This is a genomic window from Candidatus Acidulodesulfobacterium ferriphilum (genome assembly GCA_004195035.1).
GTDB lineage: Bacteria > SZUA-79 > SZUA-79 > Acidulodesulfobacterales > Acidulodesulfobacteraceae > Acidulodesulfobacterium > Acidulodesulfobacterium ferriphilum.
The window spans coordinates 576,453-602,585 of sequence record SGBD01000001.1; the positions used below are offsets into that span (position 1 = coordinate 576,453).

General features: G+C 39.5%; 27 protein-coding genes and 1 riboswitch. Of the genes, 3 read left to right on the top strand and 24 right to left on the bottom strand.

From position 1 onward, the window contains the following. Positions 1 to 55 precede the first annotated feature (55 nt). The 3 genes from rplS (at position 56) to EVJ47_02950 (ending at position 1,158) form a co-directional block, all read left to right on the top strand. On the top strand, positions 56 to 412 hold the full coding sequence (gene rplS, locus EVJ47_02940) for a 50S ribosomal protein L19 (protein ID RZD15240.1): 357 nt from the start codon (positions 56 to 58) through the stop codon (positions 410 to 412). Between the two features lie 106 nt (positions 413 to 518). After that, positions 519 to 851 (top strand): hypothetical protein, encoded by a 333-nt coding sequence (locus EVJ47_02945; protein RZD15241.1) that lies wholly within the window; start codon positions 519 to 521, stop codon positions 849 to 851. A 28-nt stretch (positions 852 to 879) separates the two neighbouring features. Next, the gene (locus EVJ47_02950) at positions 880 to 1,158 is read left to right on the top strand and encodes an acylphosphatase (GenBank protein ID RZD15242.1); all 279 of its coding nucleotides are present in this window, start codon (positions 880 to 882) and stop codon (positions 1,156 to 1,158) included. Between the two features lie 40 nt (positions 1,159 to 1,198). On the opposite strand, the gene rsmI is transcribed toward EVJ47_02950, so the two are convergent. The 24 genes from rsmI to EVJ47_03070 all read right to left on the bottom strand — a co-directional run bounded on the left by rsmI (position 1,199) and on the right by EVJ47_03070 (position 26,070). Further along, positions 1,199 to 1,918, bottom strand: a complete 720-nt coding sequence (rsmI, locus tag EVJ47_02955) for a 16S rRNA (cytidine(1402)-2'-O)-methyltransferase (protein ID RZD15243.1) — start codon at positions 1,916 to 1,918, stop codon at positions 1,199 to 1,201. Position 1,919: 1 nt separating this feature from the next. Further along, the gene (locus tag EVJ47_02960; protein RZD15244.1) at positions 1,920 to 2,768 is read right to left on the bottom strand and encodes an NAD+ synthase; all 849 of its coding nucleotides are present in this window, start codon (positions 2,766 to 2,768) and stop codon (positions 1,920 to 1,922) included. A 5-nt stretch (positions 2,769 to 2,773) separates the two neighbouring features. Next, positions 2,774 to 3,640 carry a hypothetical protein gene (locus tag EVJ47_02965; GenBank protein RZD15245.1) on the bottom strand — a complete coding sequence of 289 codons (867 nt, stop codon included), beginning with the start codon at positions 3,638 to 3,640 and terminating at the stop codon, positions 2,774 to 2,776. Next, on the bottom strand, positions 3,627 to 4,010 hold the full coding sequence (locus EVJ47_02970) for a hypothetical protein (protein RZD15246.1): 384 nt from the start codon (positions 4,008 to 4,010) through the stop codon (positions 3,627 to 3,629). The genes EVJ47_02965 and EVJ47_02970 overlap by 14 nt, the downstream gene beginning before the upstream one ends. A gap of 35 nt (positions 4,011 to 4,045) precedes the next feature. After that, positions 4,046 to 4,609 carry a ribonuclease HII gene (locus EVJ47_02975; GenBank protein ID RZD15247.1) on the bottom strand — a complete coding sequence of 188 codons (564 nt, stop codon included), beginning with the start codon at positions 4,607 to 4,609 and terminating at the stop codon, positions 4,046 to 4,048. A gap of 73 nt (positions 4,610 to 4,682) precedes the next feature. After that, positions 4,683 to 6,188: a glutamate--tRNA ligase gene (gene gltX, locus EVJ47_02980; GenBank protein RZD15248.1), complete on the bottom strand. Its 1,506-nt coding sequence runs from the start codon at positions 6,186 to 6,188 to the stop codon at positions 4,683 to 4,685. Between the two features lie 132 nt (positions 6,189 to 6,320). Next, complete coding sequence (gene amrB / locus EVJ47_02985; GenBank protein RZD15249.1) at positions 6,321 to 7,154, bottom strand: AmmeMemoRadiSam system protein B; 834 nt, start codon at positions 7,152 to 7,154, stop codon at positions 6,321 to 6,323. 159 nt (positions 7,155 to 7,313) lie between these two features. After that, on the bottom strand, positions 7,314 to 9,221 hold the full coding sequence (gene oadA, locus EVJ47_02990) for an oxaloacetate decarboxylase subunit alpha (GenBank protein RZD15250.1): 1,908 nt from the start codon (positions 9,219 to 9,221) through the stop codon (positions 7,314 to 7,316). 74 nt (positions 9,222 to 9,295) lie between these two features. Then, positions 9,296 to 10,720 (bottom strand): acetyl-CoA carboxylase biotin carboxylase subunit, encoded by a 1,425-nt coding sequence (accC, locus tag EVJ47_02995; GenBank protein ID RZD15251.1) that lies wholly within the window; start codon positions 10,718 to 10,720, stop codon positions 9,296 to 9,298. A gap of 383 nt (positions 10,721 to 11,103) precedes the next feature. Further along, entirely contained in the window at positions 11,104 to 11,859 is a 756-nt protein-coding gene (locus tag EVJ47_03000) for a M48 family peptidase (protein ID RZD15252.1), read from the bottom strand. A gap of 17 nt (positions 11,860 to 11,876) precedes the next feature. Beyond that, the gene (locus tag EVJ47_03005) at positions 11,877 to 12,488 is read right to left on the bottom strand and encodes an HAD family phosphatase (protein RZD15253.1); all 612 of its coding nucleotides are present in this window, start codon (positions 12,486 to 12,488) and stop codon (positions 11,877 to 11,879) included. Positions 12,489 to 12,501: 13 nt separating this feature from the next. Next, positions 12,502 to 13,845: a histidine--tRNA ligase gene (gene hisS / locus EVJ47_03010; GenBank protein RZD15254.1), complete on the bottom strand. Its 1,344-nt coding sequence runs from the start codon at positions 13,843 to 13,845 to the stop codon at positions 12,502 to 12,504. A 150-nt stretch (positions 13,846 to 13,995) separates the two neighbouring features. Then, complete coding sequence (locus tag EVJ47_03015) at positions 13,996 to 14,325, bottom strand: hypothetical protein (GenBank protein ID RZD15255.1); 330 nt, start codon at positions 14,323 to 14,325, stop codon at positions 13,996 to 13,998. A gap of 62 nt (positions 14,326 to 14,387) precedes the next feature. Further along, positions 14,388 to 15,428: a HoxN/HupN/NixA family nickel/cobalt transporter gene (locus tag EVJ47_03020; protein ID RZD15256.1), complete on the bottom strand. Its 1,041-nt coding sequence runs from the start codon at positions 15,426 to 15,428 to the stop codon at positions 14,388 to 14,390. A 30-nt stretch (positions 15,429 to 15,458) separates the two neighbouring features. After that, a riboswitch (cobalamin riboswitch) is annotated at positions 15,459 to 15,651 on the bottom strand. A 21-nt stretch (positions 15,652 to 15,672) separates the two neighbouring features. After that, a complete protein-coding gene (locus EVJ47_03025; protein ID RZD15257.1) occupies positions 15,673 to 16,449 on the bottom strand; it encodes a triose-phosphate isomerase in 777 nt (258 codons plus the stop codon). 64 nt (positions 16,450 to 16,513) lie between these two features. Next, on the bottom strand, positions 16,514 to 19,312 hold the full coding sequence (locus EVJ47_03030) for an isoleucine--tRNA ligase (GenBank protein ID RZD15258.1): 2,799 nt from the start codon (positions 19,310 to 19,312) through the stop codon (positions 16,514 to 16,516). Between the two features lie 98 nt (positions 19,313 to 19,410). Next, positions 19,411 to 20,406, bottom strand: a complete 996-nt coding sequence (locus EVJ47_03035; protein RZD15259.1) for a lactate dehydrogenase — start codon at positions 20,404 to 20,406, stop codon at positions 19,411 to 19,413. A 17-nt stretch (positions 20,407 to 20,423) separates the two neighbouring features. Then, positions 20,424 to 20,810, bottom strand: a complete 387-nt coding sequence (locus EVJ47_03040; protein ID RZD15260.1) for a hypothetical protein — start codon at positions 20,808 to 20,810, stop codon at positions 20,424 to 20,426. Positions 20,811 to 20,929: 119 nt separating this feature from the next. Continuing rightward, complete coding sequence (locus tag EVJ47_03045; GenBank protein ID RZD15261.1) at positions 20,930 to 21,505, bottom strand: type II secretion system protein; 576 nt, start codon at positions 21,503 to 21,505, stop codon at positions 20,930 to 20,932. Between the two features lie 49 nt (positions 21,506 to 21,554). Then, positions 21,555 to 23,681, bottom strand: a complete 2,127-nt coding sequence (locus EVJ47_03050) for a molybdopterin oxidoreductase family protein (GenBank protein RZD15262.1) — start codon at positions 23,679 to 23,681, stop codon at positions 21,555 to 21,557. 143 nt (positions 23,682 to 23,824) lie between these two features. Further along, a complete protein-coding gene (locus tag EVJ47_03055) occupies positions 23,825 to 24,415 on the bottom strand; it encodes an isoprenylcysteine carboxylmethyltransferase family protein (GenBank protein RZD15263.1) in 591 nt (196 codons plus the stop codon). Positions 24,416 to 24,455: 40 nt separating this feature from the next. Next, the gene (locus EVJ47_03060; GenBank protein ID RZD15264.1) at positions 24,456 to 24,737 is read right to left on the bottom strand and encodes a hypothetical protein; all 282 of its coding nucleotides are present in this window, start codon (positions 24,735 to 24,737) and stop codon (positions 24,456 to 24,458) included. 101 nt (positions 24,738 to 24,838) lie between these two features. Next, positions 24,839 to 25,525, bottom strand: a complete 687-nt coding sequence (locus EVJ47_03065; GenBank protein ID RZD15265.1) for a class I SAM-dependent methyltransferase — start codon at positions 25,523 to 25,525, stop codon at positions 24,839 to 24,841. Between the two features lie 134 nt (positions 25,526 to 25,659). After that, on the bottom strand, positions 25,660 to 26,070 hold the full coding sequence (locus EVJ47_03070; GenBank protein ID RZD15266.1) for a hypothetical protein: 411 nt from the start codon (positions 26,068 to 26,070) through the stop codon (positions 25,660 to 25,662). Between the last annotated feature and the right edge of the window lie 63 nt (positions 26,071 to 26,133).

Here is a 26,133-nt window from a genome sequence, read left to right on the forward strand (position 1 = left end):
TATTAAAATGCTTATTTTTGAAATAAAATAAAATTAATAAAATAAGGAGCCTTAAATGAATATCGTTGAAAAAATTGAGAATTCGTCCCTAAAAACCGGCGTCCCCGTTTTTAAATCGGGTGATACGGTTAAGGTTTACCAAAAGATTAAAGAGGGTGATAAGGAAAGAATTCAAGTGTTTGAAGGGGTTGTTATCGCAAGAAAAGGAAGCGGCCTCCGTTCCTCGTTCACCGTGAGAAAAAATTCTTACGGCGTAGGCGTAGAAAAGACTTTTTTAGTCAACTCGCCTTTAATCGACAAGATCGAACTTCTTTATCGCGGAAAGGTTAGAAGGGCTAAGCTTTATTATTTGAGAAAGAAAAAAGGCAAGGAAACTAAAATAGAAAGGCTCGACATGATTAATAATAATTAATTAATCGGTAAAACTTTTTAAATATTAATGGTATAATCGTACTATATACTATGTACTATATACATTCATATTATATCAATTAAATATTTTAAAAAGGAGGCTTTAAATGGAAAATCCCAAAACGCCGCTTGATAAATTTGCCGAATTTATCGGTTCGGTTCTTACGACTACGGAAGACAGATTTCAAAAGATACTCGATGAATTTATCGTCAATCAAAACTTCGGGAAAAAAGAGGCCGAAGATTTTTCTAAAAAAATGAAAACAGTGTATGATTCGAACAAAGCCAAACTTTCCGCTTTAGTCGATGAATCCATTAAAAAAGCCATGAGCAAGGCTGATATTGCCCGCAGCTCGGAAATTAAAGAATTAAAAGAACAGATAAAAACGCTGGAAGAAAAAATTCACAAACTGTCCCATATCAAAAAACATACGGATTGAGAAAAATACAGGTTTATACATAGCAAAGATGACGGCAAAATCATACAGGGTCATAATAAAAGGCATTGTTCAGGGGGTTAATTTTAGAAATTTCACCAAACTCGAGGCAGATAGGATCGGCATAAAAGGCTATGTCAAAAACACCCATGACGGCCATGTGGAGGCATTTTTCGAAGGCGAGGAAAACAGGATAAAAGAAATGGTTGCAACGGTTCATATAGGTCCGCCGTCTTCGAAAGTTAAAGAAGTTAAACTTTACGAACAGGAAAGCCTGTCAAACTTTAAGGATTTTAAGGTTATCAGGTAAACTTTCGGCATCCCTCGCTTAAAGATGCGATATATAAAAGTTAATAAACTCCGTCGAAACCTGTTGCGTGCGGGCTTGCGCTCAAAAGCGGCGGCTCTATAACCAAGGTAATTTCCCCTTTTAAAAGCTCGGGCTTGTTTTTGATCTCGTCCATTAATGCTTTTAAATCTTGGGTTTTTACAAATTCATAAACCTTGGTTAGCTCTTTAGCATAGCAAATTCTCGCATTGCCAAATAAATCCAAAATATCTTCGAGTAATTTTTCGACGCTTCTTGCCGGTTCGAAAACAATAAAAACTCTCTTTTCCTCTTTAAGTTTGGTTAAAAGTTTTTTTCGTTTGCCCGCTTTCTTGGGCAAAAATCCTATAAATGTAAATTCGGAGACATCGAGACCGCTCGCGGAAATTGCGCTTAAAATACTTGACGGGCCGGGAATCGGAATTATTCTAATCCCCTTTTCTATGCATAATCTCACTAAATACGAACCCGGGTCCGATATTAAGGGGGTTCCCGCCTCGCTCACCAAGGCTGCATCTTTCCCTTTTATTATATTCGCGACAATGCCGTCCGCCGCCCGCTTTTTATTATATTCATGATAAGGAATTAAACGGGTTTTTATATGATAACGCGAGGTTAATATTCTTGTTTTTCTTGTGTCCTCGCAGGCTATAAAATCTACCTGCCTCATTACTTTAAGCGCCCTTACGGTAATGTCTTCGAGATTGCCTATCGGGGTTGCGATAATATATAGCGCGGGCATTTTACGACCAGTCCCTTAAATACCTAAAGTCTATATTTATCGTGCGTTCGGAAACTTTAACTATTAAAGGCATACGCCTTTTATACTGCGATTTTTTTATTCTATTATAAACGGCGTCCACAAGCCCTGAATTATAACCGAGGGAAACGATTACCTCGGGTTTATACATTTTATCTATCAAAAGATACATTATGCTGTCGGCTGCTTCATAAGTAAAACCTAACTCCGATTCATCCGACTGCCCCAGCCATAAATCTGCCGAAGGCGGTTTTGTCATTATGCTGTCCGGAATATCCAGCAGTTTGGCAAGCTGATATATCTGGGTCTTATAAATATCCCCGATAGGATTTAAAGCTGATGCCATATCCCCGTAAATTGTGCCGTAACCTAATAGAAGCTCCGATTTATTGCTTGTTCCAAGAACCAAAGACTTAAGTTTATACGAATAGTCATATAAAATGGACATCCTTTCCCTTGACATTTTATTTCCCATTCTAACTTTAATATCATTAACCCGGGTGCCGTCTTTTTCTGCCTGAAAATAATCGTCTATCTGTTTTGTAATATCGATTATATAATAAGGAATACCAAGCGCCTCAACCACCTTCATGGCATCTCCCAAACTTGACTTAGCGCTGCTTTTGTATGGCATAAGCAAGGCGGTAACATTGCTTTTCCCAAGGGCGCTGGAAGCAAGATAGCAGGCTGCGGCAGAATCGATGCCGCCCGAAAGCCCCAATACAACCTTATTTATCCCCGTTTTTAAAACCTCATCCTTTATAAAATAGGTAAGATGCTTAAAAATGATAGGAAAATTATGCCCATCTATTTTTGGAAGGTCTTTTTTCATATAAATTATTTAGAATTTATAATACCCTCAAGCTCTTTTAATGTTAAATTTAAATTTTCGTCTCTTATGAGAGGGGTTTTAAATCTTTCATTATTTAAAAGATCTAAATTTATCTCAACCTTTAAGTATCCTTCTTCAAGATAATCTATGCGTGCGTCCATTTCGCCCGTAGGTCCGAATATACAGGAGCCGCCCGAAAAACCTATCCCGTCCTCAAATCCTACCCTGTTGACATATATTACATAACTCCTGTAATAAAAGGCGATGACGGAAAGCAATTCTTCCCACATATTTATGGAACTGAATTTATCAAGCCCTTCGGCAATTCCTCTTGCGGGAGATGCCGAATTGACAACGATAATCTCCGCTCCTTTATTAACCGCTATATAAGACGAGGAAAGATGCCATGCGTCTTCGCAGGTTAAAATGGAAGCCTTAACGCCTGCCATATCGAAAATATTAAACCCGCCTCCCGGTTTAAAATATCTTAATTCTTCGAACATTCCGTAAGTAGGAAGATAAACCTTTCTGTGAACATTTATGATTTTGCCCTTTGAAATACAAAAAGACGAGTTATAAAAATTATAGCTGTCGTCTTTTTCTACAAATCCGGCGATAACGGATATACCCGAATCTAAACTTGCTTTATAAAGCGGTTCGAATATAAATGCCTCTTCGCCGTTTAAATTTACGCCTACATCGTAAATGCTGTCCTTTAAAAAATAGCCGGTTAAAGAAAGCTCCGGAAAAATAACAAACTCCGCCCCCTCTTCCTTTGCCGTTTCAATGAACTTAAGGTGCTTTTCTATGTTTTTCTTTAAATCCCCTACATGAGGATTTACCTGCGCAAGCAGTATATTAATCGCACGCATTTTCAAAGTATATCAGTTTCACCGAACCCCGTTCTATAAACTCAATCGAAATCAAGCCGTAATTTACAGATTTTTTGCCGATATTAAATTTGCTCATAAAAAACAGGGAAATTCCAATTATCTTATTCTTTTTATTGTTATCAAACGCCTCGACAGGTTTCCCGAATCTATTTTCAAACCGCGATTTAACCTCGATAAAATTTAAAACCCCGTTTTCGCTTTCGGCAATAATATCTATTTCCTTATGCCCGCTCCTGAAATTGGTTTTTATAATTTTATAACCGATTTTTTCTAAAAACTCGGCCGCAATTTTTTCCCCCGCATCTCCTTTAGCCTTATTTAAAGACTTGTTCTTATTTTTACTGTACATATATGAGAGTATAATATCTAAAATATCTAAAAATTTTAAAATTTAAATGTTTTTCTGTGCATTTCGCTGAAACCGTATTTCGATAAATTTTTTTTATGCTCTTTGGTGGCATAACCCTTATGGTTTTTGAAGCCGTATTCAGGGTACTTATTATCTAAAGAAATCATTAATTCGTCCCTAAAAACCTTAGCAATAATGGAGGCGCAAGAAACTATTTTAATCCTTTCATCCGCCTTGATAACCGGAATAACTTTTAAGCCGTCAACTTTTAATAAATTTTTTGGAATGACTGGACCGTCTATAATAACGATATCCGGCTTAACGGTTAATCCGTAAAACGCCCTTTCCATAGATAACATTGCCGCGTTCAGGATATTCATCTCGTCTATTTCGATATTGGATGCAACACCGACCGAATAAGACGCGGCGTTTGCCAAAATATCCGCGTAAAATTCTTTTCTCTTTCCTTCCGTCAATTGCTTAGAATCTTTGGCGCCCGATGGAATTTTATTTTTATCGATGATTATTGCGGCCGATACGACGGGACCGGCTAAACATCCCCTCCCCGCTTCATCTATACCGCATATTTGCAAAGCCATATTATTACTTATACAGTTTAATATTAACTATTGCAAGAATAAAACGCAAATTTAATTCATAAATCGGAACCCGCTATGCCCTTGCAGGCTTTGCATGATTAATAAATTCATAAAATTCGCTAATCCTTTTGACGCATCTAATTTTCCCAAGCGCGAATATAATCTCGAATATCGGCGGACTGACCTTTTCGCCGGTTAAAGCTAATCTTATAATCATGGCTTTTTCTTTCATAGTCCAATTATTTTTGGATAAAAAATTATTAAACTCCTGCTTTACCCTTTCTACGGAGTTTTTTATAAAATTAAGGATTCCGGCTTTGTCGCTTAAACCGCCTTCTTTATAATTAAATATTATATCGGGCAAACCGGCGATAAACGCTTTAAACTCCTTCAGAAAGAATAAATCCCCTTCGTTAAAATTAAATTCGGTTAAAAGCTCTGTTTTGTATCCCGGCTCTTCGCTTATAAAAAAATTTAATTTAGCCTTAAACTCTACAAGCGTCTTAACTCTGGACTTAAGGGAATCTATCAGCGAAACGGTTTGAATGTCGGCTGCTATAGGCTTTTCCGAAACATCCCTTATATCGTTCAGCAGATTTATAATATTAAACGGGTCTTTGGATTTAATATAATGGGAATTTAACCATAAAAGTTTTTCGGTATTAAATATTGCGGCGGACTTGCTTATATTTTTTAAATCAAAATATCTTATTATTTCATCCATCGTGAATATTTCATCGTTTCCGTGCGACCACCCAAGCCTGATTAAATAATTAACCAGGGCTTCGGGCAAAAACCCTTCTTTTTTATACTGATTAACGGAGGTCGCCCCATGCCTTTTGGATAACCTTTTTCCGTCCTGCCCAAGTATCATCGATACATGGGCAAACTCCGGCGCTTTAAAGCCGAGCGCGCCGTACAGCATTATCTGTTTCGGGGTATTGCTGACATGGTCGTCCCCTCTGATTATGTGTGTTATTTCCATAAGCGCGTCATCGATAACGACGGCAAAGTTATAGGTTGGAATCCCGTCTTCGCGGACAAGGACAAAATCGTCTATTTCATTATTATTAAAACTTATAAACTGGTTTCTTATTAAATCTTTAAAACCGGTGGTCAGCCCCTGTCCTCTTTCGACTTTAAATCTTATCACATGGGGTTTCGACAAATCTATTTCGTCAGGTTTTAGATTAAGGCACCGCCCTACATACATGGGCTTTTTGCCTTCGGTCATAAGCCTGCTTCTGTCTTCATCCAAAAGTTCTTTGGAACAAAAACAGTAATAAGCCTTACCATCCTTTAAAAGCCTGTCCGCATAACCTTTGTATATGCCCTGCCTTTGGGATTGATAAACGGCATCCTCGTCCGAAACAATGGAAAGCCATTTAAGGCTGTCCAATATATCGGCTTCAAACTCTTTTGTAGAGCGTTCAAAGTCCGTATCTTCGATTCTTAAAACAAATTTTCCGCCGAAGTGTTTAGCGTAAGCATAGTTAAACAGGGCTGTCCTCGCGCCGCCTATATGCAAATATCCTGTCGGGCTTGGGGCAAATCTCGTCTTGACTTTAATATCTTTCATTTATACTTTAACTGTAAAATTTAAACATTAAACAAATTCCCCGTCCAAATCCGCTTCAGCGGGAAAGTTCTGAAAGAACTTTATGAGCACGAAGTGCGAAAGTGAAGCAGTAATGGCTTACATTATACATTATTAATACACGACAATGGATGAATATCCGACGACGCTCGCGTAATCGCCCGTAACTTCCCCCGAATTTGTATAATCGACAAGTTTTGCATGCGTCCGCCCTGCCATTTTGGCTACATTAAGCATTATGGATGCAGGAATAAAACCGCACATAGAAATTTCATGCTCTCTCACTTTATTATATAAACCATTAGGGTTTAAATCTAAAATCTCCTTAATGGCAATATTATCTTTAGTTTTAGCCGCATCCGCAGATTCGTAATGAGTCATATCCGAGCTTGCGACTATCAAAACATCGTTAAGCAGATTCAACTTTTTTAAAGCGTTAAAGATTGTTCTGGAAGCGCGCAACACATCATCGTATCTTATAAAAGAAACAACAATCGGAACAATCGTAAAATCCTTTTTAACATTATATAACAAAGGAATCTGAACCTCGACGGAATGTTCCTTTAGTTGGGCAAGCTCATCCGAAATAAAGGGGCTGTCTTTCTCGTTTATTATAGCATTGGCTAACCCCGCATTAACGTGGACGCTAAAATCTTTAAATCCGTATTCCCCGCTATTCATTATCGAATAATCGGCGCCTAACCCTGTATGGTTTGGGCCGATAATAATTATATTATTTTTTATATTAATTTCGGAGTATCCCGAATACGCGGTCTTTCCGGAGTAAACATAGCCGGCGTGGGGAGATATTATGCCAAACGCATCTATTTTTTCTTTTGGCGGGACGATATTAAAAGAGGCAAGCAAACTTTTGATATTGCTTAATCCTTCGGGATAAAAATAACCTATTGCAGCAGGTTTTCTAATCAAGCCGTTCACCTTCTTTATAGAAAATAAATTATCGGCACATCCTTGTTGATAGTATCAAGACATCCATTCTAATTATATCACAAAATTACATGACATTACCCAAATCCAGATTTAGGATTTTATTTTCTGGATTAGGGTATTATATTATATGCCCCGCCCGGCAATTTTGAGTATTTATTATGTATTGCAAGCCTCGACATAAATTAAGGTTTCGTCGGGGTTGGCATTGTCTCCTTCTTTTACATATATTTCTTTAACTATGCCGTCAATCGGAGTATGTATTTCATTTTCCATCTTCATTGCTTCGACGATTAAAACGGTATCGCCTGCCCTTACGGCGCCGCCTTCTTTAACCATAACCTTTGTAATCCTCCCTGGCATCGGGGCATAAACATCGCCTTCCCTTTTAGGGGACGGTCTTTTTGACCTGGCAATACTTTCGCCGACGATTTCCCCGCCGGCGCTCGGAACAATTTCCGTAAGCGATTCGATGACAACTTCTTCTAATACCCCATCGACATTTAAGAAAAAAGGTCTTTTTTGATCCGATTTATGTCCAACGCCCGCAATCTTAATCTTATAACTTTCGCCGTGAACGGTAACATTGAACTCGCTTGGGGCAAGCCCGCCTTCTGTTTCGGGGCATTGCGGCAAAGACTCTTTTGAAACACTCGTTCGTTGTTCGGGGCCTAAGGCCAAACCCGCGCTTTCAATTTTAGAATAATCGGGCAGTTTGCCCTCTTTTCTATCCTTAAAAAATTCAACGGCAATCTTTGAAAACAAAACATAAGTGAGTAAATCCTCAGGAGATAAGCCGTATTCTTTAATTTCTTCATAATCCTTAGAAAGTTCCGGTTCAATTAAATCTGCCGGTCTTGCGGTAATTATCTCCTCTCCTCCAAGCACGCTTTTTTGAACTTCTTTATTGATAGGCGCAGGCGGTTTGCCGTAATAGCCCTTTAAGTAATTTTTCGTTTCGCTCGTTACTACTTTATACTTTTCGCCGGTAATCACATTAAGAGCGGCCTGCGTTCCCACAATCTGGGAGGTAGGCGTTACAAGGGGGGGAAAACCGAAATCCTCGCGAACCTGCGGTACTTCATATAAAACCTCTTCCATCTTATCCAGCGCATTTTGCTCTTTAAGCTGGCTTGCCAGGTTCGACATCATGCCTCCGGGCACCTGCGTTACGATAATATCCGCATTAATATTCGTATATTCGCTTTCAAAAGAACCGTATTTTTTTCTAATCTTCCTGAAGTAATCCGCAACTTCTTTTAATTTTTCCAGATCCAGATCAATATCGTAACCCATCTCCGATAGCGTAAAAACCATCGACTCGGTAGGCGGGTGCGAAGTTCCGCACGACATCGAAGAAATGGCCGTATCGATAATATCGGCTCCCGCTTCAATAGCTTTTAACAAAGACATAGATGCGAAACCGCTTGTAGAATGGGAATGGACATGGATGGGGAGATTAACCTTTTTTCTTATCATCGACACAAGATTATAGGCATTGGTCGGGGAAAGAAGCCCCGCCATGTCTTTTATGCAAATAGTGTCGGCGCCCATTTCTTCAAGCTCCACAGCCATTTGAGCAAAAAGTTCGTTCGTGTGAACAGGGCTTGTAGTGTAACAAATCGTAGCCTCGACTATCTTTTTTTTCTTTTTTGCAATTTCTACCGCTTTTTTAATATTTCTGAAATCATTTAAAGAATCAAATATCCTGAAAACATCTATTCCGTTGTCGGCGCTTAAGGATACGAACTTTTCGACGACATCATCGGCATAATGCCTGTATCCCACTAAATTTTGCCCCCTTAAGAGCATCTGCAAGCGCGAATTTTTATAAGCCTTCCTTATTTTTTTAAGTCTTTCCCACGGGTCTTCTTTTAAAAACCTCAAACAGGAATCGAATGTCGCTCCTCCCCATACCTCTAAAGACCAAAACCCGATGTTATCAAGAATATGGGCTATCCCAAGTATATCGGGGGTGGTCATTCTGGTGGCCAAAAGGGATTGATGGGCATCCCTTAAAACGGTTTCCATAACGCCGATTTTTCTGATATAGCTCTTTTCTTCCATATACGTACCTATAATGATTGAATTGCTTTAAAAAAATAAAAATTGACCAAATCCGGCGCAATTTTAAGCTTTTACTAAATTCCGTAATAAGCGGATATAGCCGCAGATATTGCAAGTATCTTATCAAACGGGTCCTTTTGCAATTTATAATCTCTTAAATACAGCCTTTCATCGATAAAATGGGTATCAAAATTGCCCTTTATAAAGTCTTCATCCTGTACTATTTTAAGCTGAAAAGGGATTGTGGTTCTAATGCCTTTTATGACATATTCGTCCAGCGCCCTTTGCGCCCTTCTGACCGTTTCTTCCCATGTTCTTCCGCTGACGGTAAGCTTTGCAATCATAGAATCGTAAAACGGCTGAATGACATAGTCTTTATAAACGGCGCCGTCTATTCTAACCCCAATTCCCCCCGGCGAATAATAGGCGGTAATTTTACCTGTGCTTGGAACAAAATCTTTTCTGGGGTTTTCGGCATTTATGCGGCACTCTATGGCATATCCCCTCATCGAAACATCTTCCTGCTTAATGTCAAGCTCCTTGCCCATGGCTATCTGAATCTGCTCCCCGACAATATCGACGCCTGTCACAATCTCCGTGACGGTATGCTCAACCTGTATTCGGGTATTCATCTCCATAAAATAGTAATTGCCGTTTTTATCGACGATATATTCGATTGTCCCTGCATTGCGATAATTGCAGGCACGCGCCGCTTTTATCGAAGACTCGCCCATTTTTGCGCGCGTATCATCATTTAATATAAGAGAAGGCGCTATTTCGATAAGTTTTTGGTGCCGTCTTTGAATAGAGCAGTCCCTTTCTCCGAGGTGTATAATATTTCCGTAATTATCCGCAAGTATTTGAAACTCGATATGATGGGGCTTTTCAATATATTTCTCGATAAATACTTCAGGGTTTCCAAATGCCTTTTCAGCCTCGGAGCGGGATAAGGAAAAATTTTTGATCAATTCGTCATTGTTAAAGCAAATCCTTATACCCTTGCCGCCGCCGCCGGCAGATGCTTTTATCATGACGGGATAGCCTATTTTATTCGCGATAGCGATTGCTTCTTCTTCCGACCCTACGGCGCCCTCAGAGCCCTCAACAACTGGTACGCCGACAGACCTCATCAGTTTTTTGGATTCTATCTTATCCCCCATCATAGCAATAGTCTTGGAAGACGGTCCGATAAATATAACTCCTCTTTTCTCGCAAACCTCCGGAAATTTAGGATTTTCGGATAAAAACCCGTACCCCGGATGTATAGCATCGGCTCCCGTGTTAATAGCTAAATCCACGATTCTGTTGATATTGAGATAGCCCGATATCGGACCTGGCCCCACAAGGTATGCCTCATCAGCCTTTTTTACATGCAAAGCCTGACTGTCGGCTTCGGAATGAATAGCAACGGTTTTAATGCCGAGCTCCTTGCACGCCCTAATCACCCTTGAGGCAATTTCGCCTCTATTGGCTATTAATACTTTTTTAAATTTTTTCATAAAATTTATAGACTTGCAGCTATGTTTTTTATTTAACAGCAAAGACAAAATATATTAGCGGAAGCAGTTTGTATTAAAGAATTTGAACGAAACGGAACGGCAATTAACTTTTTACAAACAACGGTCGATGATTAATTTTAAACCATTATTTTAAAAAAGTCAATCGGCTATGGTGTCCCAAAATTGCCGATAGAAAATTATTTTTCTGGATTCCCGCCTGCGCAGGAATGACTTTGAGAGGATTAAACTTTTCACCCGACGGGTGTCATTCCCGCGCAGGCGGGAATCCAGTGTTCATATAACTTTGAGACCATTTTAACCATTTCTACCGGCAATTCCGGGGGTGTCCCTAATCCCGATTTAGCAGATAACTCTTTATTATTTTATATATTTTCGTAATGTCTTAATGCAGATCCGTTTAATTCTTTTTTATAATTTTTCCATTGGGGCATAAATTTATCCATATATCCGTAAAATCTTTTATTATGATTCTTTTCCAGCAAATGCGCCAGTTCATGGACTACTATGTATTCGATGCAATAAGCAGGTTTTTTAATAAGTTCCAAATTTATCCATATTCTTTTGGCTTTAATGTTGCAGGTGCCCCACTTTGTCTTCATCTTTTTGATTCTCCACTCTTTTATCCCGACCCCCATAATATTCTGCCATTCTATGAAAATATCCGAAAGCTCTTTCTCTAATTCTTTCTTGTACCAGCGTAAAAATATTCTCTCCTTCTGCTCGCGGCTCATATTCTTTTTTACATAAAAATCGATATATTTCGTATTTCTTGTTTCTATTTTTAGCTTTCCGTCATATTCGATAACGTTTAGCAAATATCTTGCGCCTTTAAAATAATGGCTTTCTCCTGTAACATATTCCCTCGGAGTTTCTCTCGGCTGTAATTGAAAACGCTCGATATGCTTTCTAATCCACGGCAATTTCGATATAACGAAAAGCCGGATGTTGTCATCATTAAACCTTTTAGGGGCGGATACCCTTACTTTTCCGTCCGGGGGAAGAACATTTAAATGCAAATTTTTTATATTTTTTTTTAAAACCGTTACATCCAGATTATTTATCTTAATTTCCGACTTAATTACCGTTTGCCTTGCTTTTTTATTTCCGAATATATTCATTTTTATTTTTTAGGGGATTAAATAAATCCAAACAGGGAGAGTTTTCCTTTTGTAGATTCGTAATCTGTGTGTCTAAAAGCATTAATTCCAAGATTGGCGGCAGTTTCCACATTAAAACTTCTATCGTCTATAAAAATAGATTCGTCCGGTTTTGCATAAGATAAATTTAATGCGAGCTTAAAAATGTTTTCATCGGGTTTCCTTATGTGGACAAAACATGATGTGACGAAAAAATCAAATAATGGATCGAGCGAAAATTTCTTTATCCTGTAAACCGACAGTTCAAGACCCTCATTGTTGATTGAAACCAGTTTAAATTTATATTTTTCTTTAAGGCCGGCAAATAAATCAATCATTTGCGGATAAGGTTGGGACTGGTCAAACATAAAGGCTTTAAATTCATTTCTGGAAAAAGGACGCTCTTTGTAAAATAGAGTTTTATCGAGATAATAATCCAAAGAAATTTTTCCTTCTTCGTACAGAGCAAATAAATCTTCATGCCTTGCTTCAAAATCTTCATAATCTAAATTAAATTTAGCCGAGGCGAGTTTTCTTGATTTTCTATCCCAGCCGTTGGTGAGCAATACGCTGCCGATATCTAAAAAAACCGTTTTTATATATTCGGACATTTTGATAGGATATTTATATATAATTGTTGTTTAACAATTCAATCAACTTTTCTAAGGTTATAAGCTTTTCTTCTCTCGTTTTTATATTTTTTACGGTTAATTTCTTTTCATCGGCCTCTTTTTCGCCTATTATAGCCACATATTCTATCTTTTTCTTATCCGCATATTTAATCTCTTTCGAAATATTTGGAGAAACCGAAACGGATAATTCCACGCTTATCCCCTTTAAACGAAGGGTTTTAGCAGCTTTGTAAGCATATAACCTTTCATTTTCGCTTAAATAAACGATATATAATTTAACGGGCGAATGCAGGAATTGAAGAGCTTTTTCATCTCTTTGCATTATAATATCTATAATTCTTTCTACGCCGAAAGATATTCCGCAGGCTCCTTCCGGACGGGCGCCATAGAGCTCTACCAAATTATCGTATCTTCCGCCGGCCGCAAAACTTCCGATACTTAAATCCTTAGATTTTATTTCAAAAATAGGTCCCGTATAATAACCCAGCCCCCTGACTAAAAGAGGGTCGTATTTTATAAAGTCTAAACCGATAGCGCCTGCGTTTTCTAATATAGACAAAAGCTCTTTGTCTCCTTCTATAGCTTGATTCTTAGCTAACTCATCTTTAACGGATTTATTGAGTCTTTTGTTTAATATCGATAATTTTTCCATATCGGCTAAATCTTTATCAAATTTGATAAATTCCATAAAAGACCTGTAATTTTCTTCGTTAATCCCGTTTTCTTTAAACTCTTTTATTACTCCGTCCTCTCCGATTTTTGCGGTTTTGTCCAGCGCCCTGAGCGCCGCGTCTTTTTTGCCTTCGCCGATTCCGGCGGCATTAATAATTCCGTCAAGGAGTTTTCTGTTGTTTAAAATAATTTCGTAACTGCCCATTTCTAATTTTGTAAGCGTAAATATCGCCAAGTCCAATAGTTCAAGCTCCACATTCATGGAATAAGAGCCTATTATATCGGCATCCGCCTGATAAAACTCCCTGTATCTTCCTGTCTGAGGGTTTTCATATCTATATACTTTGCCGATTGTATATCTTTTAAACGGTTTAGTAAGTTTTTCCCTGTTTGTCGCGTAATACCTTCCTAACGGCGAGGTAAATTCGAACCTTAGGCCTAATTTTCTTTTGGCTTTATCCTCGAAGGTGTATATCTCCTTTTCGATTTCCTCTCCGCATTTCCTTGAAAGAAGCTCGAAATATTCAAAAACGGGCGAATCTATCTCGACAAACCCGTAAAGGGCAAAACAATCCCTTATGGTTTCCATAACCCTTCTTCTCAATATCATCTCTTCGGGCAAAAAATCCCTCGTCCCCTTGGGGGGCTGCACAAGACTGCTCATTTTAAAACCAACCGGTACCTCGATAAATTTTCAATTTAAAAAAAGAGGGCTGGCAAACATATGCCAACCCGCGTATAAGCCATTTAATATTCATTCTTAACGATATAATCGTAATGTTCGCACTTTTTTATACTCCCATTGCGGATTAAATTAAAGAGCTATATAAACGCACCCTTCTTTCGTAAGCTTTGCAATTTTTTCCACGCCCGCGGGAACTATTTTTGCGTAATCGGGAATATCCCCGTCTTTTAAATCGAACATGTTCATAGCATTGCGGCAGACATAAATATTGGTTTTATTAGTAAGCGCTGCCCTCAATTGTTCCTTAAGCTGCGCGTGATGAAGAAGCGCGACAACGGCGGGACCGAAGATTACGACATTTATTTCTTCCGTTTCGGCTATCGCGCTAAGGTTTTTAATGACATTCATCAAAAGACCAGGCATTATCGTCCCGTTCGCTGCCTGAATAACATATTTCACTCATTACCCTCCTTTTTAACAGTTATAATTATATGGTAATTTAAAGTCTAAATATTGTTGCATTATTCGGAGTAAATATCCCTCAGCGAACCGGCTTTAGCCTTAACCTTATATGCAAAAATAAACCCTCCCCAAAATATGACGAATAATATAGCAATAATCGCGCCGATTTCGGAAAAACTTAATTTCGCAACCGCTTCCCATATTCCTTTTTTATATCCCAATTCTAAAGCCGCCACCTGAAGCCATTCGATTGTTCCGATTATCAAGGCGAGAAAAATCGATAAACTCGTGATGGAGATGTTATACCGAATCTTTCTAAGCGGATTTACAAATGCCCATTTATAAGCAAAAAGCATAACCACTCCATCGGTCGAATCTAAGAGCATCATCCCCGAAGCAAATAGAAAAGGTAAAATTAACACAACCAAAAAGGATTTGCCGTTTAATACCGCCGAAACGGTTATGCCTAAAAGCAAAATTTCGGTAGCGGTATCAAAACCAAACCCGAATAGAACCCCTATCGGATACATCTGGTAGCTTGACTTTATCGAGTTATAAAACCTTTTAAAATACCTGTTCATAAACCCCAATTTTGCTATTTCGTCATCGATATCCCTGCCGGATTTCTTTTTTGCCGTTATATCGTTATAAGCCCTTACGATGCTTATCAAAACCGCGATATTCATTACGGCGATAATATATAAAAAAGCGGCAGAAACACCGGTGCCTATAACTCCCCCTATATGCCCCAGCCAATTTATATTTCTGGACACAAACGAAGCGGAAAACACGAGTCCCACCGCCATTCCCAGAACTACGGTCGAATGTCCCATCGAAAAGAAAAGCCCTGTTCCTATCTGTTTTCTACCGTCGTTTACAAATTTTCTAGTAACATTATCGATCGCGGCAATATGGTCGGCATCCATGGCATGCTTTAACCCTAATAGAAAAGCAAGAGAACCTAAAGCCAGAAATGCCGGATTATTATAAGATAATACTAAAAGAACTCCCCAGCATGCTATTATAAATAGTATGAGAAAGGAATACATCAAAACAATTTTCGATTTGAAAGAATTGTTGCTTAAAAGATTTCTTAACATTTTGGACCTCCCGCCAAATTCGATTAATTTAATTTAATAAATTCTAAAAGTAGGTCTTCCGGCTTGAGGAATGTAACTTTTAAAGCCTTCCCGGATAACTGCCTCCAGTGGCTATAATTTTAAAAGCGTTTATCCTCTTACGGCTGCGGGTACAGCTCATGAATCTCGCATGATTCCCTTGGCACTTTTTAGAATGACAAAAACTCAATTTATAGTATGATTTTATACCCCCTTTAAAAAATTGTCAAACGACCGAAAGTTCACATATATTAAAAAAAATCAAAGGGTCTAAACTTGCCCCGCCTACCAGCGCCCCGTCGATATGCTTTTTGGCGATAAGCTCTTTTATATTCGATTCCGTGACGCTTCCGCCGTATATAATCCTTAGCTCGCCTATCAAAAAATTTGCGTTAACATAATCATAAATAAACCTGTGCATTTCCTCGCCGTCGTCAGGTTTTATAGGAATCCCCGTCCCTATGGCCCAAATCGGCTCGTAAGCAATTATTAACGAGGAAGTCTTTTTGCCCTTTATTGAATTTAATGCTATATTCAGCTGGTTTTTAACAAAATTTTCGTGTTCGTTTTTATTTCTGATTTCCAAATTTTCCCCGACGCATAATATCGGGGTTATCCCCTTATTATTATAAACCGCGCTTATTTTTTTAGCTATCAGTTCATCGCTTTCATTAAAAATATTGCGCCTTTCCGAATGTCCGATTATAGCATAAACACAGCCGCAGCTCTTAATCATATCCAACGAAATTTCGCCGGTATATGCTCCGTTTTTTTCGTAATAAATATTTTGGGAAGAAAGTTTTATAAAATCACCTAACGGCTTAATTATTCTATAAGTTTCGCAAAGCGCGGTAAAAGGCGGGGCAAAAATTATTTCCGCATCGTCGAAAGAATTTTTGTTTTTTAATTTATTTATATTTCTAGCAAAGATATCGAAATAGTCTTCTATATCTTTGTTTGTTTTATTCATTTTAAAATTTGCAGCGATTATGTTCTTCTTCATTACTTTGCATAACATAAAAGGTATCAGATTTAAAATCTGATACCTTTTATGCACCTTTTTATGTTTACAAATTAATCAAAACATCATGGCATCTGTCGCAAACATCGTTATAATCGGTATGTTTCCCCACGCTTGCGTCATATTTCCAGCAGCGCGCGCACTTTTCCCCTTCGGCTTTTTCCACGACGGCTTCGGTAATATTAAAATCCGCCATGGTGTTCCGTTCTATCGCAACTCCCGAAACTATAAATAAATCTTTCAGGGCTTCGGCTTTAACCCCGTTCAGTAAATCGTAATCCTCGTTACTTGCCTTTAAAATAACCTTTGCTTCCAGCGAACTCCCGATAAACTTTTTATCCCTTGCCTTTTCGAGGCTTGATAACACGACATCCCTTATCCCGATTAATTTATCGAATTTTTCCGCAATCTCAAAATTTACATAAGATTCGGCAGGTTCATCAAGCTGTTCGAGGAAAATATCGTCAAGTTTTCCCGATTTCCTAAAATATCCCCATGCTTCGGACGCGCTGAAAGGCATTATGGGCGCCAGAAATTTGACGAAAATATTTAACGAAAAGTGCAGGACCGATTGAACCGCTCTTCTTTTAACGGAATTTTTGGCATCCGTATAAAGTATATCTTTAACGATATCGAGATAAAAGGAAGAAAACTCTATAATAAATTTATATGTATTTTGATAAACTAAGTGAAAATCGTAGTTTGAATAGTGCCTGATAAGGTTTTGGGATAAAAGGACTAACCTGTGAAGAGCATATTTGTCGATATCCCCCATATTTTCATATTTAACGGCATCTCGCCCATCGTCGAAATCGTTTAAATTTCCAAGCATAAACCGCAATGTATTTCTTATCTTCCTGTATCCTTCCGAAAGCCTCTGGATTATCTCCTGCGATATTCTCATATCGTTTTTATAGTCTTCCGATGCCGCCCAAAGCCTTAATATATCGGCGCCGTACTTGTTTATAATCTCGTCGGGGCTTATGACATTACCCAGAGACTTTGACATCTTTTTTCCTGAACTGTCAACCACAAAACCATGGGTTAAAACCGTTTTATAAGGCGCGCCGTCGCCTGTTCCGACCCCTATCAGAAGGCTTGAATGGAACCAGCCCCTATGCTGGTCGGAACCCTCTAAATATAAGTCAGCGGGAAAAGCAAAAGCATTGCCCTTTAATTCTTTATCGTTTTTTAACACGCAGTAATAGCTAACCCCGCTATCGAACCAGACATCGAGTATATCTTCTTCCTTTTCAAATTCCTTCGAACCGCACTTTTTGCATTTAACCTCTTTTTCGCTTAAGTTTATAAAATAATCCGCCGGTTTATCGAACCATAAATCCGCCCCGTATTTCTCGAACTCGCCCGCTATTTTAAGTGTTAAATCGTAATCTATAAACGCCTCGCCGCAATTTTTGCAATAAAATGCCGTTATAGGAACGCCCCATGACCTCTGCCTTGAAACGCACCAATCGGGCCTCGTTTCAAGCATGCCGGAAATTCTGTCTATGCCCCATTTCGGAATCCAGTTAACGGATTCTACTGCCTTAAGGGATTTATCCCTTAAGTTATTAATGCCCATGGAAATGAACCACTGTTTTGTTGACCTTAAAATTACAGGATTTTTACACCTCCAGCAGTGCGGGTAAGAATGGTCTATCTTTTCTTCGAGAACCAAAGCGCCTGCTTCTTTAAGCTTTTCTATCACATGAGGATTCGATTCGAATACATGCATCCCCGCAAATGTATCCACATCTTTTAAAAATCTCCCCTCGTTATTGACGGGGGCGTAAGCCGGAAGGTTGTATTTAAGGCCGACAGCGTAGTCGTCGTCCCCGTGTCCCGGCGCCGTATGAACAAGCCCTGTTCCCGCATCTTTTTTAACATGCGAACCCAGTATTAACAACGAATCTCTATTTATAAACGGATGTGCCGCAATTTTATTTTCCAAATTTTTACCGTTTGTTTTCGCTATAACCCTATAATCAAGATACCCGAATTTTTTCATTAATTCATCCGCAAGGCTTTCTTCGAGGATAAAAATCTCTCCTCCGTTGTCAACAAAAGAATATTCGAAGTCGGGATTTAAAGATATGGCAAGATTTGACGGGATAGTCCACGGCGTAGTAGTCCAGATTACCGCAAAAATATCCTTTTCGCCTATCTCGGCATAATTAATAATATCTCCTAAGTTAGATTTGATTCTAAACTTGACATAAATCGAAGGGGACGACTTCTGGGCATATTCGACTTCCGCCTCCGCAAGAGCGGTTTTGCAGGATGAACACCAGTAAATCGGTTTATTTGCCCTGTAAAGCCCGCCGTTTTTGATGAAATCCGCCAGCTTTCTAACGGTGTTTGCTTCATAGGAATAGTTCATCGTAAGATAAGGGTCGTCATATCTGCCGATGCTTCCAAGTCTTTTGAACTCCTGCCTTTGAACATCCACAAACCTGCCGGCGTATTCGCGGCAAAGTTTTCTCTTTTCGCTCTTTGAAATAGAATCTTTAGACTTTAAAGTTTTATCGACATTGTGTTCGATCGGAAGCCCGTGGCAATCCCAGCCGGGGATAAACGGCGCGTTGTACCCCGACATCAGTTTAAACCTGACTATTATATCCTTCAATATTTTATTTAAAGCCGTTCCCAGATGAATATGCCCGTTGGCATAAGGGGGGCCGTCATGAAGAATAAATGTTTTTGACCTGTTTTGCGCCTGTTTTATAAGGTTCTCGTAAAGCTTATTTTCTTCCCATTCCCGAAGGAGTTTTTCCTCGGTAACTTTCAAATTTGCCTTCATGGGGAAATCGGTCTTCGGAAGGTTCAAGCTGTCTTTATAATCCATAATAGTTCCTGTAATTTGTCATTACCGCGAAAGCGGGAAAGTTCCGAAGGAACTTCACGAGCACCGTCAGGTGCGAGAGCGAAGCGGTAATCCGGAAATTAAATTTTAGTTATTAAATCTTTATTTACGCAATTCGTTAAATCGCCGCTATTTAGCCAGCCGTTTATATTTTCGGCGCAAATGCGGGAAATATCCGCGATAGACTCGAAGGTTGCCCCGCCGATATGGGGCGTTGCGATAACATTAAAGTGAAATATTTCATCGCTTATATGCACCGGCTCTTTCCAGAATACATCAAGCCCGGCCCCTTTAATCTTTCCGCTTTTTAATCCTTTTATAAGCGCGCCTTTATCGATTAAACCCGCCCTTCCGACATTTATTATAAACGAACCGTTTTTCATTAAACCTATCGCCTCGTCGTTAATCAAGTTTTGGGTATTTTCGGCCAGAGGGACGGCAAGAATAAGATAATCGACCAACGGCAAAACCTTTTTAAAGTCGCCTTCTACCGTGCCGGCAAATTTAATGCCCATATTTTTCGCGTAATCCGCCCCGGGTTTGCTATGCTTTAAACCGTAAATTTCGGCGCCTACTGCTTTTAATATTTTGATAATTTCAAGCCCGATTCCCCCAAGCCCGACGATCCCAAATTTTTTTCCGGAAATGCTGTGTCCCATAGGCTCGTTTGCAACACCGTGATTAATCGAGTTTACGCATCCGTTATAATTTCTTGCAAGCGCAAGAATAAAAAACAGGGACAGCTCCGCAACCGAAACGGCGTTATAGGTACCGACCGTCGGAGCGTTAAATACAAGCACCCCTCTTTTAGAGGCGTAATCCATATCTACATTCTCGTATCCAATCCCGAACTGCTGAATTAACTTAACATTACCAAGGGATAAAATATCCTCGCCTATACCGATACCTGCATTTACGATTAAAATTAATTCGTCTTTTAAATTAGAATCATTTGCCTTTTTAATATCGTTTAAAAAATCGTCCTTCCCTGTATAATGTGTTACATTATGTCCCGAAAGATACGGTTTTAAAATGCCGAACATCTCCCTTGACCTTAATATCGCAACTATGTTCATTTAAACAATAAATGCTATTAACTTTTCTTTATTTTTTTAGAGTTTTTAATATTTTTTGACTTTTCGACTGTTTTTACGGCAATTGTTTTAACGGTGGGCTGGGCGGTAAAACCTTTTAAAGAGCCCTCGCCTTTGCAAAGCTGGATATTTTTTGAATATATATAGTTATCGGGACATATATAAATGTGATTTTCCCCCTTAAATATATTTATTTTTGTGCTCGGGGTCGTATTGTATCCTTTTAGGCTCCCCTTGCCGACGCAAAGTTGTATTTTAGAATTATAGGAATAACCGAGCGGACAATAAAATTTGGCAAAAGAAATACCGGGCAAAACGGATAAAATAAAGGCAAAAGAAAAAATTGACAAAATAGTTTGAATTGCAAAACCTTTAAGGCTTTTCATGAATTAAATCCCCCCTACTTTTTAAAATTAATTTTTTCCATTATACCACTTGGGGATTAATTTGTGAACCTTTTTAAAAAACTTATGAAAGAATTTTTTATTTTAAGGCTTATTAAACATTAAAGGTTCCCGTTATAACTTACAAGTCCGGTGTTTGGATACAGGTAAAATGACTGGGACGGCAAATAGCCGAAAGATATTTTGACAGGGGACGGCGGCGGCAATGGGGTGAAGCCGGAGCAAGCGGAAGACAATGTCCCCGGCTCGCCAGCCGAATTAAACGCAATATAGTTATAGTTTCCGCCCGGCGCAACCATATAATTTATACCGTAATTCATAGATACATAAAAATTGCTTGTCGTTTGCGCAAGCGGATTTGGCAGCGGCTCTAAAGCCGGAGTTGCTGCGCCGTTGCAAGCGCATACCGCATAACCCGAATAACTCGCTGCGCTATTCGCCAAATTGCATGAAGGGTTTGAACCGGAAGCGGAAAACACGACAGCCGTATATTTGAAATGGCCCATTGCATAATTTTGGGCATATCTTATTGCCGATTGAAGCTGTCTTTCATACATCCCCCTGTCGCTCGAAACGGCGGAATTAAGCCCGACCGTCCCGACGATGCCTATAACCCCCAGAAGGATTATGACCATTATTATCTCGACAAGGCTGAAACCATTGTTATTTTTATACATATAAAACTGCCTTCCCCGTTTCGTTTAATTATATAACCCTAAATCGAGATTATGGTATAATATCGTTAGAGCATATTTTCTTAACCTCTACCGATGCCGAGAAAAAGGTCGCTCCTCCGCCTATGTCGGATAAGTTATCCGGCGTTAAAGCGTTCACCCCGCTCCCGTTTTCATAGTTTTCTTTCCACCATAAGCCGGCCGAAACCACGACGCCGGGTAAAACCGAATCAATCACTTTAGCTTTTATAACGACGCTGCCCCGCATGTTTTCAACCTTAACGAGATCGCCGTCGTTTATTTCCCTGACTTTAGCGTCTTTCGGATTAATTTCTAAAAACGGCTCCCCTGATTTAATTTTAAGGGAAGGGGTATCGGCAAAAGTGGAATTTAAGAAAAAGTGGTTCGGCGGAGTTATAAGCGTTAGCGGGAAATCGGGTTCAGCCGGTATTTTTTCGCCGGCACCGGCAGGGGCATTAAAAAAATAGATCCCGCCGTTACCATCGCTGAGCCGTTTTTCCCTAATAGGCTTATAATCCGGTATATCTTTTAACCCTAATTCGGCGGCTTTCCCGCTTTTAAACTCGATTTTGCCCGACTGAGTAAAAGAGCTGCCTTCGGCAAATGGACGGTCTAAAACATTCAGCGTAATAAACCGCTCTTTTTTCAGCCGGTCTAATGTTATCCCCTGTTCGCGCCAGTACGGGAGGTCTAACGCCTTGCCGGCTATATCCTCTTCCGAATCGGAAAAGCAGGGCTCGGTAAAGCCTAAACCCTTTGCTATAAGTTTAAACGCATCGATATTCGGTTTAGCCTCGCCGACCCTTGCGATGACAGGATCAGCCCACTGAAGGGAAGTGTGCCAGTAGCTTACATACATATCCGCATGTTCGAAACTTGTGGTAGCGGGCAGGATAATATCCGCCCATTTTGCCGTGTCGGTCATAACCTGTTCATGCACGACGGTGAAAAGATCCTCCCGCGCCAGTCCTTTTAAAACTAAATTTTGATTCGGCGCTACGACCGCCGGATTGCTGTTGTAAATATAAACCGAACGGATGGGGGGATTAAGCCCGCATAAGACCTTTCCAAGCTGGACCATGTTTACCGCCCTTGGAGAATTTTTAAGCAAATCGGGCCTTTCTAGCGCATCGCTATTTAACGGAAAATGACCCGAATTAGATCTCAAAGCGCCTCCGCCCTTTTCTTTCCAAGCTCCAGTCAATGCGGGCAGCAGTGAAATAGCCCATGTGTTTATGCCCCCGTTGCTATGATGCTGAAGGCCGTTTCCAATGCGGATAAAAGACGGCTTTATTTCGGCGTAAGAATGGGCAAGGTTTTCAATCTGGTTTTCCGAAAGACCGGTCAAGTCCGCAACAAGTCCGGGCGGATATTCCTTTGTCTTCGCTTTAAAACTTTCGAAGCCGCGCGAATATTTTTCCAAAAATACTTCGTCGGCTAATCCGTCTCTTATTATGACATGGGCAAGACCCAAAGCCAGAGCGCCGTCGGATCCCGGCAGAATTAAATAAAATTCGTCCGCCCATTTTGCGGTTTTATTTTTATGAACATCTATCGCTATAATTTTTGCGCCGTTTTTTCGGGCATTGTCGGCAAAAATAGCCTGATGCATATTTGTTTCCAAAGCGTTGATGCCCCAAAATATTATTAATCTGGAGCTAATCGTATCTATCGGATTCATGCCGGCAGACTTTCCGTAAGCAAGCTGGTAACCTAAATTTCCGGCAACGGAACATATAGTACGCTCAAGCCTCGTTGCCCCTATTTTATTAAAAAGGCGCCTATCCATACTGCCGTGATTTATTACGCCTTCGGTTCCTCCGTAAGAATACGGCAAAATACTTTCGGGACCGGATGTCCTGATAAGCTCTTGCCACCGTTTTACGATTGTCTCTACGGCTTCTTCCCAGCTTATTCTTTCGAACCCGTCAAGCCGTCCGGCGGCGCCTTTTTTCCCGGTTCTGCGCATAGGATATAGTATCCGCGAAGGATTATAGATGCGCTCGGGATAAGCCCTGACCTTTTCGCAAATAACCCCTTTTGTTACCGGATGCAGCGGGTTCCCCGCAACTTTAATTATCTTGCCGTTATCTATTTCCACCTTTAACGAACATGTGTCGGGACAGTCATGCGGACAAACGGAATAGCAAATTTCCATCGGTTCAATCCTCGGTTAAAATACTTATTTTATATTTTAACATAAAAGCATCGTTAAATCGAAAGATTAAGTTAACCCCAAAACAGAACCGTTTATTGAAAATCCGGCAAAGATATGACTGAACATGCAGAACTAAATCTGCGCTAAAACAGGTAAGGTATGTAACGTTTTGTTTTCTTCATATAACTGCGGTATTCGTCCCCGAATTTCTCTATCAAAGCCTTCTCCTCTAAAGGCACCCTGACGAAAACGATAGTAACGCTTGCGGCAAAGATGATAAACAGGCTGAGCCAATTTCCCAAAGACAACCCCATGCCCAGCATGAAAAGAAAAAGTCCTGTATAGGCAGGATGCCTTATTAGGCTGTAAATTCCTTTTTTTACTAATGTATGATTTTGCTGAATCGCAACCATTATGGAGAAATATTTCCCCAGCGTTCTAAGCGCAACTAAACGGATTATCGAACCTGCCAGCATAAAAATTAATCCCGAAAAAAACCAAAAAACTCCATGCCCTTCAATCCTCCCTATTTTTCCGAAGGATAATAAAAAACCCGATAAGACGGCGATACCGACCGATGCAATATATATTTGCGTCCATCTGCGGTCATATACCTTTCCTTTGTTATAACCTAAGGGTTTCTTGAGTATAAAGAAATGCGAAATAAATATCAAAATAAGAACCGCGGAAAAAATATAGGAATAAGGGTATTTAAGCCAGATCGGATAGGACATTAATCATCCTTTTGATTTATAATTTTAGACCATTTCCCTGTTAATTTATCGTATCTGCCTTCGGGAACATATTCTTTACTTTAACTAAGTTAACTAAGGCTTCCGGCGCCCGCTGTATTTCGTCTAAGATAGCATTGTCGTATTGGTTCAAAAAACCTTTGGGGTCGGCAAGGGCAAACTGTCTTATATCCGGGGTTTCAAGATTCGCGTATTTCTTATCGGGGAAAACATGCTTTATTAATGTAGTCTTCCCGCTTTGTCTCGGTCCTGTAATAGTAACAACAGGATATTGATTTGCAAGTTTTATTAAAATATTTTCAATGTTCTACTTATCATATATTTATAATATATGATAAGTAGAACATTTTGCAAGTTATACTTTCAAAATTTACCAAACTTCCATCTTGCCTTCTAATATCAGGGTCATCTGCCCGATTGCTTTATACCGAATATTACCGCAAACTTATAAAATTTATACACACAGTCGGCATCCGCGAAACTGGCTTCTTTAAGCCATTTTATCTGTTGGCAGATGGTAGCCTCCCTGTCTAATTTCAACCTTTCCTTCCATGCCGCTATATCGTCTTCAGAAAGCCCGTTTTGCCTGATTAAATTCTCCCATTCCTTTTTGTAATAAGATTCTATTGTTTCGGTATTTCCTAAAACCTGTTCGGCATTGACGAATATACCTCCCGGCTTAAGATAATTATATATTTTTGTAAACAGCCGCCTTTTGCCGGCATGGGGCAAATGATGAATAGACATCGCAGAAATTACTGCATCGAAGGTATCTTTAAAATCATAGTCGGCATAATCGCCTATTATATATTTTATATTTCTCTTATCCTTAAATCTCATTCTGGCGATATCCATCATTCCCGATGCCATATCGATAAGCGTAACATTTGCGTCGACATATTTTTCAAGAAGAAAAGAGGTGAGCAGCCCTGTTCCCGCTCCGAGGTCCAAAACATCGAGGGGCAGGGAAGTTTTTCTTATTAAAGAAACGGAAATGGAGTAAAGGTCGTCGAAACACGGAATTAATTTTTTTCTGTTAATATCGTATTTAGAAGCTATGGAGTCAAAGGTATCTCTGATTTTTTGGTTCATGATATTATTTTTTAATATATCTTACTCTTTTTTTACAAGCACTCCTACGCTTGAACCGTTAAGGATTTCTTCGAGTATTTTATAGTCGTTAATAATCATGTTTATAAGAAAGCAAATTTAAGATACGGATATTTTTAAGGCTTTGGTTCTATTACCGTAAATTCTTTTATCTCGTCCGTTGCACCGGTGCATATTACAAGGGCTGTGGTTTCGATATTAACTAAAGCGGCATGCGGATGACCTTCTGGATTTAATACATAATCTCCGGGGAAAAATCTTCGTTCCCCGTTCCTGTAACAGTGTCCGCCTTCGAGTATATAAACATGCTCGTCGGAACGGGCAACCGCTACGATTCTGATTATCTTGCCTTCGGGAGGAAGGGATTTAATTAAATAAGCAACTCCTTTTCCGTTTTCAAGCCTGTTAGTCAACTGTTTAACGAATACTATATCTTTGCCGTCATGCATTACGCTTTCACCGTAAATAGAGCTTGCGGGCGTCCAGCTTATTTCCGGCGTTCTGATAAAAACAGCGTCCGTTTCCATTTTTACTCCTCTAAAATTATTTACTTAGTTTTAACTGGTTTATGCGCCATTATAGCATAACGG